The organism is Amycolatopsis sp. WAC 04182, from assembly GCF_003947465.1.
Classification (GTDB): domain Bacteria; phylum Actinomycetota; class Actinomycetes; order Mycobacteriales; family Pseudonocardiaceae; genus Amycolatopsis.
Genome location: NZ_QHJJ01000007.1, coordinates 396657 through 412891, shown reverse-complemented (window position 1 = coordinate 412891; position 16235 = coordinate 396657). Strand labels below are relative to the sequence as shown.

The following is a 16235-nucleotide window of genomic DNA, read 5'->3' as shown; positions in this document are numbered from 1 at the left end:
ATCACGCGAGTTACGCCTTCAATCACGCGAGTTCGTCATTCGCCGGCGGCGACGCGGCGCGCGAGTTCCACGCGGGACCGCACACCCAGTGCCGTGAAGATGTTCCGCAGGTGGTGATCCACCGTGCGGTGGCTGATCACCAGCCGCCGCGCGATCTCCTTGTTCGTCTCCCCCGCCGCCACCAGGCGGGTGATGGCGTCCTGCTGCGGCGTGAGGCCGGCGAGCGATCGGTGCGGCACGTCGACGGTCTCGCCGGTGGCGCGCAGGCCGGCGCGGGCCCGTTCGGCGAACCGCTTCGCACCGACGTTTTCGAAGCCGCGCAAGGCATCGCGGAACTGGTCGCGGGCGTCGCGGGTCCGCCGATGCCGTCGCAGCAGGGTGGCGTAGGCGAACCGGGTCCTGGCGAGTTCCATCGCGCCGCCCGCCCGCCGGTGCGCCTCGATGGCCAGGACGAAACGCCGTTCCGCCACACCGGGATCCGACGCGGTCAGCGCGTGACAGCGGTGGCTCAGCGCGAGCCAGCAGGGTTCCGCGCCCGCGAGGGTCCAGCGGTCGAACACCTCCAGCGCGGCCAGTGCCCGTTCGGGCCGCCCGGAACAGACGGCCGCCTCGACGAGTTGCGGGGTGGCCAGCACCCGGATCACCGGCTGGTCGCCGGAGACGCCGGAAGCGAGGTCTTCGAGCCTGCTCAGCGCGTCGTCGGGCCGGTCTTCGGCCAGGTCCAGACAGGCGTTCGCCCACGCGGCGACCGCGGCGGGCCTGCCGAGACCGCGTTCGGCGATGCCTTCGGCCGCCTCGTCCAGCTCCGGAACGCGGTCACCGAGCAGGGCGGCGGCCAGCCCCAGCAACGTCAGATGCTCCATCCGCAGGTTGTGCGGCGCGCGCAGGCCGTCGCGGGACGCCGCCCGCGCACAGGGGATGCGGTCGAGCGCGATGGCCGAGAGCGACAGGTAGATCAGCGCCCACGGCAGTTCCGCGTGCCGTTTGCCGAGCCGCGCGCGGCTCACGGCCGCGGCCGCGTACTCGTGCGCCCGTTCGGCATGCCCGCGAGCGAAGGCCGCTTCGGCTGCCCAGACGGCCCCCGCGACGTCCGAGCCGGCCATCCCCTGGGCGACGGCGTCCGTCAACGGAGTGACGGCGTCCTCGTGACGTCCGGCGTAAACCGAGGTCAGACCGTGGAAATGCGCGGAGACCAGCCCATCATCCGGCGGGACCGTCCGGGCGAGGGCCCGGTAGCCGCTCAGGTCACCGCCGAGCCTGCGTGCCTCGCCCGCCAGCAGGAGCGCGCCCGCCGGATCGGCGAGTAGTTCCGCCGCCGCGCCCAGCTCGTGGGTGGCGACGGCGGGATCGCCGTCACGCAACTCGATCTCCCCGTGCAGCAACGCCACGGCGCCCGGTTCAGTGTCCACTTTGGACAGCAGCAACCGGGCCCATCCCGGTCTTCCCGCCTGCCAGGCCGCGTCCGCCGCGGCCAGCAGCCGGGCTGCCCGTGTGGCCGGATCGGCGGTCAGGGCGGCAGAACGTTCGAGCTGCCGGGCCGCGGCCGCGTGATCCACCGCCGGTGCCGCGGCGAGCGCGTCCGCGAGAGGCTCGGACGGCGTGGCCGTCGCCATCGCGCGATGCCAGAGCGCGTCGGGCCCCTCCTCGGCGGAGGCCAGCCGCGCGTGCGCCGCCCGACGGTCGGCCGGGGACGCGGCCGCGTACCAGGTCGCCTTCCTCGCGGAAGAGTCCATGCAAGTGGCGAGGAACCGGAGGCGCTCGTCGACCCGCATTGCTTCGAGCTCGGCCGTGTACCGAGGCAGCCGCTCCCGCAGGATCGGCGAAACCGGCTCCCGCCCGGCCGCCTGCGCGGGCGTCAGCGAAGCGGCCAGCGCGACGAGATCGGCAGGGTTCCCGTCGCCGAGTTCGACCAGCTGCGGGCGTACCCCGGCGGGCACCCCGCGGTCACGCAGCACCTGATCGGCGGCGGAATCGGTCAACGGCGGCAGCTCGACGGAGTCGAACTCGTCGGATCCGGACCGCGAGGCGAGCACCATCCCGACCGGCGCACCCGCCAGCCTCCGAGCGGCGAAACCCAGCGCCGCCAAGGACTCCGGATCGACCCAGTGCGCGTCGTCGACCCAGCAGATCGTCGGCGAGGAAACAGCGCCGAGCCGGTCTCGTGCCTCCGCACCACTGGAGACCGGCGCGCCGAACATCCGGTGCAGTGCGCCGTAGGGCAACTCGCTTTCCGCTCGCAGGCCCCGCACCCCGACGAGGCGGACGCCGAGGGTGGCGCGCAGCTCGGTGAGCAGGGCCGATTTGCCCAGGCCTTCCGCGCCGCGGACCAGCACGGCGCGCCCGGCGACCGACCTCAGCCCGCCGAAGAGGTCGTCCCTCCCCCGCAGCGGGTACACAGGCATCGGCGCCTCCTCGAGATCCCTCTCGATGAAACACCAGGCGCAAGTGTTTCACAAGGTCCTGCTCGGCACCCGTCCCTCCACGAGCGCTCCGAGCAGCGTCGACGCCGCTTCGAGATCGGGGGTCCGGGAGGCGAGGACGTCCGAGTACAGGAACGCCTCCCCCAGCCGCACGATGGCGTAACAGAGGCTGTCCAGGCTGACCGCGGGCACGAAACCGCCGTCCTCGACGTCGCGGCGAAGCAGCTCGACGTGTGCCGCGATCACCCTCGGCTGGACGCGTCCGTCCGGGTCGGTCAGCAGCCGGATCGCCAGCACCGGCTCGTCGTCGAGGAAGCGCCGGAACCCGGCACTCGCCGCCAGCACGGACCGGTACTCGCGCATGATCGAAAGACAGCGCAGTTCACCGGCCGCGTTGCGCACCACGTCGCCCTCTTCGCGCTCCCAGGTGCGCGCGGCGGCCGTCAGGGTGCGCTCGGACAGATAGTAGAGGGCATCACCGAGCAGGTCTTCCCGGTTGCCGACCCGGCGGAACAGGGTGCTGCGCGAGATGCCCAGATCCTGGGCGAAGGCGGAGGTGTCGACGCGGACGCCGCGATCGATCCACCGCGCCGCGGTGCGGACTATGTCCTCGGCTGAGGGGTTCACGATCGCCGATCGTACGGGCGACCGGCCCGGCGGGAACGCTCGCGGATCAAGACTGGCGATTTCACCGATGCAGCGCACTCCGGCCGTTTGCCACAGTCCATCACCACGGACCGTGTTCAACGGCGAACGGAGACGGCACCATGCGTAGTACGACCCGGATCCTTTGTGGACTGGCCACCGTCGCGGCACTCTTTGTCGCCCCCGCGGCCTACGCCGCCGAGAACCCCTACGAGCGAGGACCCGACCCGACGGAAAGCAGCATCGAAGCGTCCCGCGGCTCGTTCGCGGTATCCCAGACCTCCGTGTCGAGCCTGGCCGTCACCGGCTTCGGCGGCGGAACCATCTACTACCCCACCAGCACCGCGCAGGGCACGTTCGGCGCGGTCGCCATCTCGCCGGGGTTCACCGCGACCCAGTCGAGTATCGCTTGGATGGGCCCGCGGCTGGCGTCGCAGGGCTTCGTGGTGTTCACGATCGACACCAACACGATCTACGACCAGCCCGACAGCCGCGGTGATCAGCTGCTGGCCGCGCTCGACTACCTGACCCAGCGCAGCACGGTCCGGTCCCGCATCGACACCACGCGGCTCGCGGTGGCGGGCCACTCGATGGGCGGCGGCGGTTCGCTCGAAGCCGCGCTCGACCGGCCGTCGCTGCAGGCCGCGGTGCCGCTCGCGCCGTGGAACACGCAGAAATCCTGGTCCTCGCTGAGGGTGCCGACGTTCATCATCGGCGGCGAGTCCGACTCCGTCGCGCCGGTGGCGTCGCACTCGATCCCGTTCTACACCAGCATTCCCGCTTCGGCGGAGAAGGCGTACATGGAGCTGGACAACGCGAGCCACTTCTTCCCGAACACGGCTAACACGACCATGGCCAAGTACACGCTCTCCTGGCTGAAGCGGTTCGTGGACAACGACACCCGCTACGAGCAGTTCCTCTGCCCCGCCCCGGACGACCGCGCGATCAGCGACTACCGGGACACGTGTCCGCACGCCTGAGTGTCCTCGGTCCCGGCGCACCCGCGCCGGGACCTCCTCTCTCCGTTGGGAGTTCTTGCGTGACCCTGTCGACCTTCGAGATGTCCGGCGTGTCGGTGACCTTCGGTGGTCTCGTCGCCCTGTCGGACGTCTCCCTGACCGTCGCGCCGGGCCGGGTGCTCGGGGTGATCGGCCCGAACGGGGCGGGCAAGACCACGCTCTTCAACGTCGCGTGCGGGTTCGTCCGCCCGGACACCGGCACGCTGACCTGGCGCGGACAGGAACTGCGGCGGCTGCGCCCGCATCACCTCGCCGGCCTCGGGATCGCCCGCAGCCTGCAGGAACTCGGCCTGTTCGACCGGATGACCGTGCTCGAGAACGTCCTCGCGGGGGCGGGCAGGCACGCGAAATCCGGCTTCTGGTCTTCGTTGCTGGGCCTGACGAAGGACGAGAAGGCGCTGACCGAGCGAGCGATGGCTCAACTGGAAGCCTTCGACATCGCCGACGTCGCCCATCGCCATCCCGCGAGCCTTCCTTACCCGGTGCGGAAACGGGTCGCGCTGGCGCGAGCGCTGGTGAGCGAACCCGACCTGCTGTTGCTCGACGAACCGGCGGGCGGCCTGTCGTCGGCCGAGATCGACGACGTCGGCACGCTGGTCCGCGGCCTGACCGAACACATGTCGGTGATGCTCGTCGAGCACCATATGGATCTGGTGATGGGCGTCTGCGACGAGATCGTGGTGCTGGACTTCGGCAGGGTCATCGCCCGCGGCACCCCGGACGAGATCCGCGCGGATCCGGCGGTCCAGGCGGCCTACCTCGGCGAGGAGGTCGCCGGTGCTGACCGTTGAGAACCTTTCGGCGAGCTACGGCCCGGTGCGCGCGCTCGACTCCGTGAGCCTTTCGGCCGCGGAAGGCGAGATCACCGCGGTGCTCGGCGCGAACGGCGCGGGCAAGACCACCTTGCTGCGCACCATTTCCGGACTCGTGCCGCCTTCGGGCGGCGGTATCTCCCTCGCGGGCCGGGATCTGAGCCGAGTGTCCACAGAGGACCTTCCGGCGCTCGGCCTCGCGCACGTCCCCGAGGGCCGCGGCGTGCTGGCCGAACTGACCGTCGAGGAGAACCTGCGGCTCGGCGCGCTCGGGGCACGCGGGCGCGCGACGGCGGCCGACCTCCGCCGGATCTACGACCTCTTCCCGGCGCTGGCCGACCGCAAGAACGGTCTCGCGCACGTCCTTTCCGGCGGGGAACGGCAGATGCTGGTCATCGGCCGCGCGCTGCTCTCCCGGCCGAAGGTGCTGCTGCTGGACGAACCGTCCTTGGGGCTCGCGCCCCGGATCGTGGCGCGGATCTTCGGCCTCCTGCGCGGTCTCGTGCACGACGAAGGACTGGCCGTCGTGCTGGTCGAGCAGAACGCGCGCAGCGCGCTGTCCATCGCCGACCACGGCGTCGTGCTGAACCTCGGGCAGGTGGTCGTCCGGCGGGACGCGGCCGCGCTCGTCGCGGACGACGACCTCCGGCACGCCTACCTCGGATTCTGAAAGGGAGCCCTGTGCAGCAACTGCTGACCACCGCGCTCACCGGCCTGACGCTGGGCGTGGTCTACGCCGCGTTCGCGCTGGCGCTCGTGCTCATCTGGCGGGCGACGCGGATCGTGAACTTCGCGCAGGCGCCGATGGCGATGATCACCACCTACCTGGCGCTCGTCCTGATCGACGCGGGCTGGTCGTACTGGGCCGGTTTCGCCGTGGCACTCGCCTCGGGACTCGTGCTCGGCGCGCTGGTGGAACGGTTCGTCGTCCGGTTCGTCGACGGCAAGGCCGAGATCAACGCCGTCATCCTCACGCTCGGGCTGTTCATCGTGCTGCACGCACTGGCGGCGCTGGTGTTCGGCTCGCGGTACCGGTCGTTCCCGGCGCCGTTCGGGCTCACCGGGTTCCAGGTCGGCGACACGACGATCGCGCTGACCGGGTTCGGCGTGTTCACCATCGCCGCCGTCGGAGTCGTGCTGATCGGCCTCGTGCTGTTGTTCCGCGGTACCGATCTGGGCCTGCGGATGCGGGCCGCCGCCTTCGACCGGGAAGTGGCCCGCCTGCTCGGCGTGCGGGTCGGGCGGATGCTCACGCTGGGCTGGGCGCTGGCCGCGCTCGCCGGTTCGCTGTCCGGTCTACTGATCGCCGGCGGCGGTCTCGTCCATCCGTCCTATATGGACGGTGTGGTGGTGTACGGTTTCGTCGCCGCGGTGCTCGGCGGGCTGGACAGCCCGGTCGGCGCGGTCGTCGGCGGCGTCGTCCTCGGCCTGTCGTTGAGTCTGGTGAGCGGCTACGTCGGCTCCGAACTCGTCCCGCTCGCCGCGCTGGCGCTGCTCATGGTGGTGCTGCTCCTGAAGCCCGGTGGCCTGTTCGCGAGTGTCCGTGAACGGAGGGTCTGACGTGCCACGCCGCTCTCTGCTGGGCGCGCTCGCCGCGCTGCTCGTCGTCGTACTGGTCCTGGAGAATTCCGGGCCGTTCTTCACCTCGCAGCTCACCACGATGGCGTACTTCGCGATCGCGGCGGGCGGCCTGACCGTCCTGACCGGGCTCAACGGGCAGCTGTCGCTCGGGCACGGCGCCTTGATGGCCGTCGGCGCCTACTCGACGGCGCTCCTGCTGAAATCGGGATTCCTTCCGCTGCCGGTGATCCTGGTGCTGGCGATGGTGATCACGCTGGCCGTCGGGGCACTCGTGGGTGTCGCCGCGGCCAGGTTGCACGGGCCGTATCTCGCCGGCGCGACACTCGCGCTCGCCGTCGCCGTCCCCGGGATCCCGTTGTTCTTCGGTGAAGCACTCGGTGGCGAGCAGGGCTTGCCCGTTCGCATGCCGGAAATACCCGGCTGGCTGGCGGACGCCGCGTACTTCGTCACCGGCCACGAACTCACGTCGATCCGTTATCTCGCCTACCTTTCGTGGCTCGCGGTGATCATCGTGTTCGTGCTGCTGGCGAACCTGTCCCGCGGCCGGGTCGGACGCGACTGGCGAGCGGTGCGCGACGAAGACGTGGCCGCCGAACTCGCCGGGATCGACCTCGGCCGCACCCGGGTACGGGCGTTCGTCGTCAGCTCGGGGTGCGCGGGGCTGGCCGGAGCGCTGATGGCGTTGTCGGCGCGGCTGGCGGCGCCGAGCGGGTTCGCGCTGACGTTGTCGCTGCTGCTGGTGTCCGCGGTGGTGCTCGGCGGGCTCGGGAGCCTGACCGGAGCTCTCGCCGGCGCCGCGCTGCTGACCTTCCTGCCGCCGCTGGTGACCGGCGCGGGAACGGATCTGGGCCTGTCCGACGTGCAGGCCGCGCATCTGGCGCCGCTGCTCTACGGCCTGGTCACCGTCCTGATCGTGCTGCTCGCACCCGCCGGTCTCGCCGGTGGGCTGCGGAAACTCATCCACCGGAGGAGAACTTCATGAAACGCTGGACCAAGGCCGTGGCCGTCTTCCTGGCCGTCACGGTCACCGCCGCCTGCGGCGCGGGCGGCAGACCCGAGGGCGAGCAGAAGGGCTCGACGGTCGGCGTCACCGACACGACCATCAAGATCGGCGCGCATTTCCCGCTGACCGGCGTCGCCGCGCCGGGCTACAGCGAGATCCCGAGCGGTCATCAGGCCTACTACGACTACGTGAACGCGAACGGCGGCGTCAACGGCCGCAAGATCGAGTTCGTGGTGAAGGACGACGGCTACAACCCGACCACCACGAGCGCGGTCACCGACGAACTGGTGCTCAAGGAGGAGATCTTCGCGATGGTCGGCGGCCTCGGCACGCCGACGCACAGCGCCGTCGTCGACTTCCTGAACAACTCCAAGGTGCCGGACCTGTTCGTGTCCTCGGGTTCACTGCGCTGGGGCGACGATCCGAAGAAGGCGCCGTTCACCTTCGGCTGGCAGCCGGACTACGAGATCGAAGGCAAGATCATCGGCGACTGGGTGCGGAAGAACCTGCCGAACGCCAAGGTCGGCCTGTTCCTCCAGGACGACGACTTCGGCCGCGACGGCGAGAAGGGCGCCCGGCGGTACCTCGGCCAGCAGATCGTGGAGGTCGCGAAGTACTCCCCTGGCAACACCGACATCGCGCCGCAGATCGCGAAACTCAAGGCCGCGGGCGTGGATCTGGTGCTGGGCTTCACCGTTCCGTCGTACACCGCGCTTTCCCAGCTGGCGTCGCTGAAGATCGGTTTCAAGCCGAAGTGGGTCTACAGCAACGTCGGCTCGGACCCCGCGCTCGTCGGTTCACTGCTCGCACGGTTCTCCGAAGGCAAGGTGACCAACGGCTCGTCACTCATCGACGGCGTGGTCACCACCGAGTACCTGCCGGGCGTCGACGCGCCGGACAACGCGTGGACGAAGCTGTGGCAGAACGTCTGGAAGGCGCATGGCAAGGGCGGCGACCTGACGAACTACCGCATCTACGGGATGGCGCAGGCGTACACGTTCGTCCAGGCGTTGCAGGCGGCCGGAAAGGATCTGACGCGGGAACGGATCGTCGAGGTGCTCCAGCAGTCCGGGAAGACGTTCCAGGGGCCGGGACTGGCGCCGTTCCGCTTCTCCGGCGACAGTCACCTGGGCATCTCCGGGATGTCGGTGGTCGAACTCAAGGGAGGCGTCGGCAAGGACCTGACGCCGGTCCTGGTGACCGACCTCGGCGACGCGCCCATCAAGGCGGACGACTCCGCCGCGAACGACGGGCCGCCGCCCAACGGGATTCCGGGCAGCTGAGTCGTCGGCCGACTCAGTCTGACGCGTCACCCAGCCGCCGTGGTGGCCATCGCTGGGCTGAATCGGACTCACGCCGAGCGCCCTAGCGCGATCGTGAGTTCCGGTTCCAGCGCACGAACCTCCGGATGGGTGCTCCACCGTCGTACGAGTGTTGCCAGACGGCGCAAGTCGGTACGGACTGTCGCGGACCCGAGCTGGGCGATCTGACCGAACAGCGGCCGAACGAGCCGGCACGCCTGCTCCAGCTCTCCCGACGCCGCGTACGCCAAACACAGTCGCACGCCGAATCGCGCGCGGGCACGAACGGCGCTACCGGGTATGCGCGCCAACTCCCTCTCGAGGACCTCCGCGGCTTTGGCCGGCTGCCCGAGGTCGTAGAGACACCAACCGGTCGCGACCGCCACCGGATCGGCGACACGCGAGGTGCCGATCACCGGTCCCTCCGGTGCCCCGGAGGGATCCAGTAGCAACGTCCGCGCGCGATCCAGGGCACGCAGGCATGCGTCACGGTCGCCGAGCAGCGCGTGCCCTTGCGCCTCACGCTGAGCGGCGAGCCCGAGCACTCTCGCCGGCACGTTCTTCTCCACCTGCGCCCGCTGCGCCAGGGAAACGGTTGTGGCGCCGTCGCCCTGGTACATCGTGATCAGTGCCTGCCGCACCAGCGCGTAGCTCGCCAAGAAGTCGTCGCCCGCCACTCTCGCGACTTGCACCGCCCGGTCCGTCCACCACGCCGCGGCCGAGTCGTCTCCGGATTCCTGTGCCATCCAGCCCGCGTACTCCGCCGTCCGAGCGGCCAGGGCAGCCACTGCGGGCACCATGCGTCCGCCTACCTGTTTCGCGAGCGTACGCAAGGCCTGCGCCTGCCCGACCACCATCGGCAGCACGACATCCGGTGACGAGAACTGCCCAAGGTCCCGCGCGGAGTCGAACAGGTGACGGTGGTAGCGCAATTGCGCCTCCGCGTTCGCCGACACGACGCCGGTACCGGACACTTTGAGTCCCGCGATCACGGCCATCCCGCCGAGCAGAACGTCCCGCCTGGCGACAGGGCTGAAAGCCGCGCCACCGTCCGGCGTCATCGTCATCACCCACACCTCTTCCTCGGCCGATTCGGACAGAGCCGTGCGCACCACCCGCGCCGTCTCCCCCGCCAGCGCGATCAACTCGCCATCGGCGCGCAACTCGGCATCGCACTTACGCACGAACTCGGGAGACGGGGACTGCGCACCGGTTTCGATGCGGCTCACATGTCCTTTGCTGTAGTAGAGACGACGCGCGAACTCGCTGAGTGAAATGCCTTCGGCCACTCGCAACGCCCGCAACCTCGCCCCGAAGGTCTCCGACAGGGAAGACATCCGCACACCGCCCTTCTCCGCTGACCATCTTCCGCGCTCTTACGCCGACCGGCATGGGGTTCGTGTTCCGTACGAAGCCGGAAACAGGAAACAGGAAGGCATACCTTCCGGCATTAAACAACATCGGCACACCGAAGGCGCATCGGCTGACCCTCGGTTCCATACCCAAGCAAGATCATTGTCAAAAGAAGGACAAATCCTGGACAGTGACAGAAACGGAAACAGGAAACGCTCCCCTACTGCCAAGTAGGACTTGTCAAGCGGCCGACCGGATGCCGAGTATTACTCCCTGTCATCCATCCGGCCGGGCCTCAGCGAATACCGCCCCCGGACCGACGACGCACCCTGGCGATGAGAAAGGCCTCCTCGTTGATCAAAATCTTCCTCAACTACCGCACTGCCGACGAGCGCTTCGGGGTCACTCTCCTCGACCACGAGCTGTCGCGAACGTTCGGTCCGGAGACCGTCTTCTTCGCTTCGAAATCAATCGAACTCGGCGCCGATTGGGAGCAGAGCATGTTCGACGCCGTCGCGGAGTCGGAGGCAGTGCTCGTCGTGATGGGACGCCGTTGGCTCGGCGACGTGAACGAGGCTGGACTACGTCGTATCGACGATCCCCGGGATTTCGTCCGCCGGGAGATCCTGCTCGCGTTCGAACTCGGAAAGCGGGTCATTCCCGTACGTCTGGACGTGCCGGACAGGGTTCGCGCCGATGAGCTGCCGGAGGCGCTTCGCTCGCTTTCCGAACTCCAAGACATCGCCATCGGTTTCCGCAGTGCAGTCCCGGACATCGACCGGCTCGCTGCCAGGCTGCGGGAACTGATTCCCGGTCTACGGGCGCAACCCGCGCCGACGTCGGCTTCGGCGGCGAAATTCACGGCGCACGCGCACGAAGGAGGCGTGGTCAGCCAGTACGACCAGGTCACCGTACATGGCGATTTCCACGCCGGCCCCAGATTCGGCTGACCCGCCCCACCGCCCTGACTGCCGAGACCCCTACCGGAGCTGAACCGTGAGCGAGGACAAGCAGGCCGAGCCTGCGCCGAACGAGACGGAGACCCCACAACAGGACGAGTCTCCATCACCGCCCAAGGAAGACCCGGCGCCGTCCAGCCGGGAGGAGGCTGTCAAAGGCCTCCGCGGTGAGGCTTCGGAACTGTCGAACGGCCGGTTCACCAAGATCACTTCGGCCGCCGCCGAACGACTCGCGGGCGCTGGGAACCTCAACCTCTTCCAAGGCGACATCATCGTCGACGGTGACTTCGTGGCCGGCCCGGGCGGCCGGAGCGGTTCTCGCCGGTCGGCCAGAGCCCGAACCGAACCGCAGGATGTCATCAAGGCGACGGAGTACTTCGTCGCACCACCGGACTTCAACGACGGCGTAGGCCGGTTGCAGGGCACCAGCCTCCTCGTCATGGCCGACGCCGCGGGTACCGGCCGCTTCACCCGGGCGCTGGCGACCCTGCGTGACGTACTGGGCGGGGACGCGAACGTCTATCGCGTCACCAACTCGATGCTGGGGAATCCGAACTGGCGGGTTCCGCATCCGCGAAGCGGATACGTCGTCGTCGACACCACCGGCGGGGACGGCAAGTTCGCGGCCGGGCAGCTCACCGATGACTGGCTGGCGAAGACCTCGGAACGGCTCCTGGCGGCCGAGAGCTATCTCGTGGTGGTGACCGGTCCGGTCATCGGCTCACTCGCCACCGCCTCGAAGCGGATGGAGTTCGTCGTCGAGGAGTTCGAGCTTCCCGACCCTTCAGAGATCGTGCGCCGCCGGGTTGCCGGCGAGCTATCTTGGCTGGCCCCCGCCGAACTCGAGGTGCACCTGGCCACCGACGGACTCGCGGAACTGCTGGAGGACCGCGATGATCCGCGCTTCGCTACCCGAGTGGCGAGCGCGGTGGTCGAAGCCGTGCGGACGGGCGATGACGTCGGGAAGGTCGTCGAGAAGCTCAGCAATCCTGAAGATCAGGTGCGGGAATGGCTCAGCCGTTCCCCCGACACGACCGACGTCGCACTGGTTCTCGCCACGGCGGTGCTCGAAGACGCCGGATACCTTCACGTCGCCGACGCCGCCATCGCGCTCTACCGCCGGCTGAGCACCAGTTCGGCGACGCTCACGCTGCGGTACCTCCGGAAGATCCTCTCGGAACGGGGATGGCTCGAGCTCGTGACGCCACCGCCCGGAGAAGGCGGTGTTCCCCGATTGAGATTCAAATCGGCGCACCTACGAGTGGCCGTGCTCGGCGTGACATGGGTCGAACTCGACGGGGCGAGGGCGAAGATCCTGGAATGGCTCAAGAGCCTCGCCGAACACAATGACGTCGAGGTCCGGGCGCGGACGGCCCAGGCAGCGGGCATTCTCGCGACCAATGATTTCGAGCATGGCCTGCACAAGTACCTGTTGCCGTGGGCCGCGTCGAAGATGGCTGTCCTCCGCCAGAGTGCCGCGCACGGGCTGAACGTGGCGGGCACGCTCGGTGGCAACGCGGAAGCCGCCTGGTCCCATATCGAGCAGTGGGCCGAGTTCGAACGCTCGACGAGATCTCCGAAACTGCCGATCACCGCGGGTTTGGCGGTGGGAGGCAGGCTCGGCTTCGACGACCCTCGCCGAGCTTTGCTCGTGCTGCGTACCCTCATCCACCACGACTCGTGGGATCTGCTGGAACCGGTCGCGATCAGCACCAAGTCCCTGCTTCAGGCCGGCCGCGCCACTGAGGTCCTGCAAGCGTTGCTCGAGTGGGCGGACCGGTCGGACGACGAGGAAGCCACGGTCAAAGTTCTGATGACGTTCGCGTTCTCGGTCCTTCCCGAAGACGGCTCTGGAGAGCGCCCCTTGCTCATGCGCGAAGAGCGCGAGCACTGTGACGTGCTCCCCGAACTGTGGGGCCGGGCACTGGCCGACTCGTCGGCACGGAAGCTCGCCCGTGCCGCACTCCGCTCCTGGGTCCGGTACGCCGACCACGACGAAACGGTCTCTTCCGCTGTGCTCGGCGTTCTCGTCGGGATCGCGGACCGGGGCCGCGTCGACCTGGAACGAGTCCTCCGCCTGCTCCAAAGGTGGGCGGAAGACCCATATGCCCCGTCCGGCAAAGCCGCCGAGTTCCACGACACCCTCGTCGACCTCGAGAAAGAGGCGTCATGAACCAGACCTACAATCCCATCCTTCAGCGCCTCGAACTCCGGCGTATGCGCTTGACCTCCCCTCTTCGGACTCCCGAGCTGGGCACCGCGATGGTGCTCGAACGAGCGGTGGGCGCGCCTGTGGTGGTGAACCACGGCGATCCCGTCCCAGACGCCCGATTTGGCAACTACCGCAGGATGTACCTGATCGACGTCGCCAACCGAGGGCTGGCTTTCAGCATCAACACGGCGAGTGCCGACCCTGCTTTCCCGTTCAGCGTGACCGTGCGTTTCGCGTGCCGGGTCAAGGATCCGGTTGCCGTCGCACGGGACAACATCACCGACATGACCGCGTCGCTGCAGTCCTCACTCGCTTCGATCGTTCGAGAGACCGCGGCTCGTTTCGACGTACTCGCTCCAGCCGATGTCCAGAACGCGGTCCTGGCCCGGCTCAATTCCGCCCACGGCTCGCCGATCGTGCAACTCGGCAGCTACTCCGTGTCCGTCGCGATGGTCGACGCGGAGGACTTCGTGACCGAACAGCGGAAGATCAGGGTGCGCAAACTGACCTACGACTCGATGCGGCCCATCGCGGGCGGCAGCCGGGAGGACATGCTCGCCCACATCATGGCGATCGACGACGGCGACCCCATGGCGCTCCTGGACCGGGAACGAGCCGACCGGGCCGCGGAGACAAAGGCGAAGATCGATGTACTCCGCGCCCTCACCGGCAGTGATATCACCGATCCCAGCGCCACGGATCTCCGCGACCAGGTACTCGGCGAGTTCTTCGACCGGAGCAAGTCGGTACCCAGCACGAGGCGCAAGCTCCGGGACAGCCTCGAGTCCCGCGCCAAAGCCGCCATCGAAGACGGCAGGGTAGTCGAGGGGAACGTTCCTCGCCCCGATCAGCCCGGTGACGAGCGCCCGGAATCGTCGGCGGCACCGCAGCCGGAGAACGGTTCCAGCCGGGTCCGGGGCACGATGCGCCGGCCCGCACCGGAGAGCGGAAGCTGAGGCGGTCCCGATGGACATCCACCCGGGAAACCGTGGCAACGCACGTCTCTGGCACCACGCCGAAAGTGGATTCATCTCCGTCGCGGTACGCACCGAGAAGATCGCGAACGAAGGCGAAGACGCCGATCCTCTCGTGCTCTACCACAGGCCGAGCGCGTCAGGACTTCTCTCCGTGTTCGACGGAGTGGGTGGCGCCGGCCGGCCGCTCGCGGGTCACACGCCGTCGGGACGGCCGCGAACCCAGGCATGGTTGGCTTCCCGCCGCGTCCGGGGCCTCGTCGAGGAGTGGTTCACCGACAGCTCCGCGGACTTCTCACCGGAGGCTCTCGCGGCGCGTATCAGCGGACGGCTGGCGACCGGCGTCGTTCGGCGAGGAAGGATGAGAGGCAGGCTGCAACGTCAGCTGCCCACCACCTTGGCCGCTCTGGCCTTCGATTCCCGCGCCGGCGAGGTCTCGTGGCAGGTGCTCTGGGCTGGGGACTCCCGGTGCTTCTTGGCCGAACCCGAAGCCGGTCTGCAGCAGTTGAGCGCCGACGACACCGAGCCGGCCGACGCGCTGGCCCTGCTGCTGCAAGACCCCCCGATGACCAACATGGTGCACGCGGGCGGCGCTTTCGCGATCAATCGGTGGCGGGGTACCGCGCCCGTCCCGTGTGTCCTCATCGCCGCCACCGACGGTTTCTTCGGTTATGTCGGCACCCCTGCCGAATTCGAGCATCTGCTGTGGGACACCTTGCTGGCCTCGCAGGAGGCGATGCACTGGTCAGTCCTGCTCGCCGAACGAGTGGAGTCGTTCACCAAGGACGACGCGTCCATCGCGATCGCCGCGGTCGGATTCGAGGATTTCGCCGCACTACGAGCGAGCTTCCGGTGGCGGTTCGACCGTGTGCACGAGGAACACGCCGAACCGATGCGCCGGGCCACGTCGATGGGGCGTCCGGCCGTGGTCGCCACGAGGGAGCGTTCCTGGCTCTCCTACCGCGGCGGATACGAACGACGGTTGCCCCCTCGCGAAGGGATCGACTCGTGAAGCTGGGCGAACTGGTCAACGGCTACGAGATCGTCACGCGGCCTTCGAACACCAACGCAGGCAAGTGTCTCTGGGCGTTTGCGCGCAAGCAAGGCAAGGACTTCTTCGTGAAGGAGTACTTGGATCCCAAACGCCCCCGCCCCGACTCGATGGGCACCGTGGCGGACAAGAAGCGCCGGCTGGCCGAGTGCCGTCGTTTCGAAATCCACCACGAAAGGCTGTCCCAGCTCCTGCGCGCGGACCACCTCCACGCCGGTAATCTGGTTCTGACAAAGGACTTCTTCGCTCACGGGACACGCTATTACAAGGTGACGGACCGGATCGACGCGGTGGAGGTGACTCCGGCCGAGCTGCCACCCACGGACAGGAACGTCCTGCTGCACACCCTCTGCGAGAGCATCGCCCTTCTGCACGAGTGCGGCATGATCCACGGTGACCTCAAACCGGAGAACGTGCTGTTTCACCGCCCGGCGGGAAGCGATCTGCATATCGCCAAGCTGATCGACTTCGACGACGCGTATCCGTCCGGCAAGCCACCTGCCGCGGAAACCATCGGAGGTAATCCCTACTACGGCGCGCCCGAATGGCTGAGTTATCTTCGCGGCGAAAACGGGATCAAGGCCGATCAGCTCACAACAGCCGTCGACCTCTTCGCACTGGGATTGCTGATCCACACTTATCTCACCGGTGAAGCACCTGCTTTCCCGTCCCAGTTCGGCTCGCCCGCCGCTGCCGTCCTCGCGGGTGAGGAGCTGGTACTCCGCCCGGATCTCCCGTCCGATTGGAACTCGCTGCTGACGGCACTGGCCCGGGCCGATCCCGCGAGCCGCCCCGGAATCGACGATGTCCTGTCGCTGCTCACGTCCCTGCGGGCCCCTGTCGAGAAGGCGGGACGCAGCCGAGTCCGTATCAATCTCACCGGCCGTATCCCGGTGTAAGGAGAC

General features: G+C 68.6%; 14 protein-coding genes. 11 read left to right on the top strand and 3 right to left on the bottom strand.

All coding sequences use genetic code 11. The annotated features are described in order from the left end of the window. Positions 1-35 precede the first annotated feature (35 nt). Together DMH01_RS34090 and DMH01_RS34085 are read right to left on the bottom strand one after the other, a co-directional pair. A complete protein-coding gene (locus tag DMH01_RS34090; protein ID WP_125682132.1) occupies positions 36-2402 on the bottom strand; it encodes a LuxR family transcriptional regulator in 2367 nt (788 codons plus the stop codon). Positions 2403-2450: 48 nt separating this feature from the next. Further along, on the bottom strand, positions 2451-3047 hold the full coding sequence (locus tag DMH01_RS34085) for a QsdR family transcriptional regulator (RefSeq protein WP_125682130.1): 597 nt from the start codon (positions 3045-3047) through the stop codon (positions 2451-2453). A gap of 140 nt (positions 3048-3187) precedes the next feature. On the opposite strand from DMH01_RS34085, the gene DMH01_RS34080 reads away from it, so the two are divergent. The 6 genes from DMH01_RS34080 to DMH01_RS34055 are packed head-to-tail and all read left to right on the top strand — an operon-like array spanning position 3188 to position 8763. Next, the gene (locus tag DMH01_RS34080) at positions 3188-4045 is read left to right on the top strand and encodes an alpha/beta hydrolase (protein WP_125682128.1); all 858 of its coding nucleotides are present in this window, start codon (positions 3188-3190) and stop codon (positions 4043-4045) included. A 59-nt stretch (positions 4046-4104) separates the two neighbouring features. After that, positions 4105-4875, top strand: a complete 771-nt coding sequence (locus DMH01_RS34075; RefSeq protein ID WP_370323579.1) for an ABC transporter ATP-binding protein — start codon at positions 4105-4107, stop codon at positions 4873-4875. Beyond that, positions 4862-5566: an ABC transporter ATP-binding protein gene (locus DMH01_RS34070; RefSeq protein ID WP_125682126.1), complete on the top strand. Its 705-nt coding sequence runs from the start codon at positions 4862-4864 to the stop codon at positions 5564-5566. Before DMH01_RS34075 ends, DMH01_RS34070 begins: the two co-directional genes overlap by 14 nt. An 11-nt stretch (positions 5567-5577) precedes the next feature. Then, a complete protein-coding gene (locus tag DMH01_RS34065; protein WP_125682124.1) occupies positions 5578-6456 on the top strand; it encodes a branched-chain amino acid ABC transporter permease in 879 nt (292 codons plus the stop codon). A gap of 1 nt (position 6457) precedes the next feature. After that, positions 6458-7459 carry a branched-chain amino acid ABC transporter permease gene (locus DMH01_RS34060; protein WP_125682122.1) on the top strand — a complete coding sequence of 334 codons (1002 nt, stop codon included), beginning with the start codon at positions 6458-6460 and terminating at the stop codon, positions 7457-7459. Then, positions 7456-8763, top strand: a complete 1308-nt coding sequence (locus tag DMH01_RS34055; protein WP_125682120.1) for an ABC transporter substrate-binding protein — start codon at positions 7456-7458, stop codon at positions 8761-8763. Before DMH01_RS34060 ends, DMH01_RS34055 begins: the two co-directional genes overlap by 4 nt. A gap of 68 nt (positions 8764-8831) precedes the next feature. On the opposite strand, the gene DMH01_RS34050 is transcribed toward DMH01_RS34055, so the two are convergent. Beyond that, positions 8832-10118, bottom strand: a complete 1287-nt coding sequence (locus DMH01_RS34050; protein WP_125682118.1) for a helix-turn-helix transcriptional regulator — start codon at positions 10116-10118, stop codon at positions 8832-8834. A gap of 369 nt (positions 10119-10487) precedes the next feature. On the opposite strand from DMH01_RS34050, the gene DMH01_RS34045 reads away from it, so the two are divergent. Genes DMH01_RS34045 through DMH01_RS42805 form a run of 5 tightly spaced genes read left to right on the top strand, consistent with a single transcriptional unit; the run spans position 10488 to position 16229 of the window. After that, on the top strand, positions 10488-11084 hold the full coding sequence (locus DMH01_RS34045) for a toll/interleukin-1 receptor domain-containing protein (RefSeq protein WP_158633275.1): 597 nt from the start codon (positions 10488-10490) through the stop codon (positions 11082-11084). A 46-nt stretch (positions 11085-11130) separates the two neighbouring features. Further along, the gene (locus DMH01_RS34040; protein ID WP_125682114.1) at positions 11131-13266 is read left to right on the top strand and encodes a hypothetical protein; all 2136 of its coding nucleotides are present in this window, start codon (positions 11131-11133) and stop codon (positions 13264-13266) included. After that, positions 13263-14261: a hypothetical protein gene (locus tag DMH01_RS34035; protein WP_125682113.1), complete on the top strand. Its 999-nt coding sequence runs from the start codon at positions 13263-13265 to the stop codon at positions 14259-14261. Before DMH01_RS34040 ends, DMH01_RS34035 begins: the two co-directional genes overlap by 4 nt. Positions 14262-14271: 10 nt before the next feature. Then, the gene (locus DMH01_RS42810; RefSeq protein ID WP_158633274.1) at positions 14272-15291 is read left to right on the top strand and encodes a protein phosphatase 2C domain-containing protein; all 1020 of its coding nucleotides are present in this window, start codon (positions 14272-14274) and stop codon (positions 15289-15291) included. Continuing rightward, the gene (locus tag DMH01_RS42805; RefSeq protein WP_158633273.1) at positions 15288-16229 is read left to right on the top strand and encodes a protein kinase; all 942 of its coding nucleotides are present in this window, start codon (positions 15288-15290) and stop codon (positions 16227-16229) included. The genes DMH01_RS42810 and DMH01_RS42805 overlap by 4 nt, the downstream gene beginning before the upstream one ends. Positions 16230-16235: the final 6 nt, after the last annotated feature.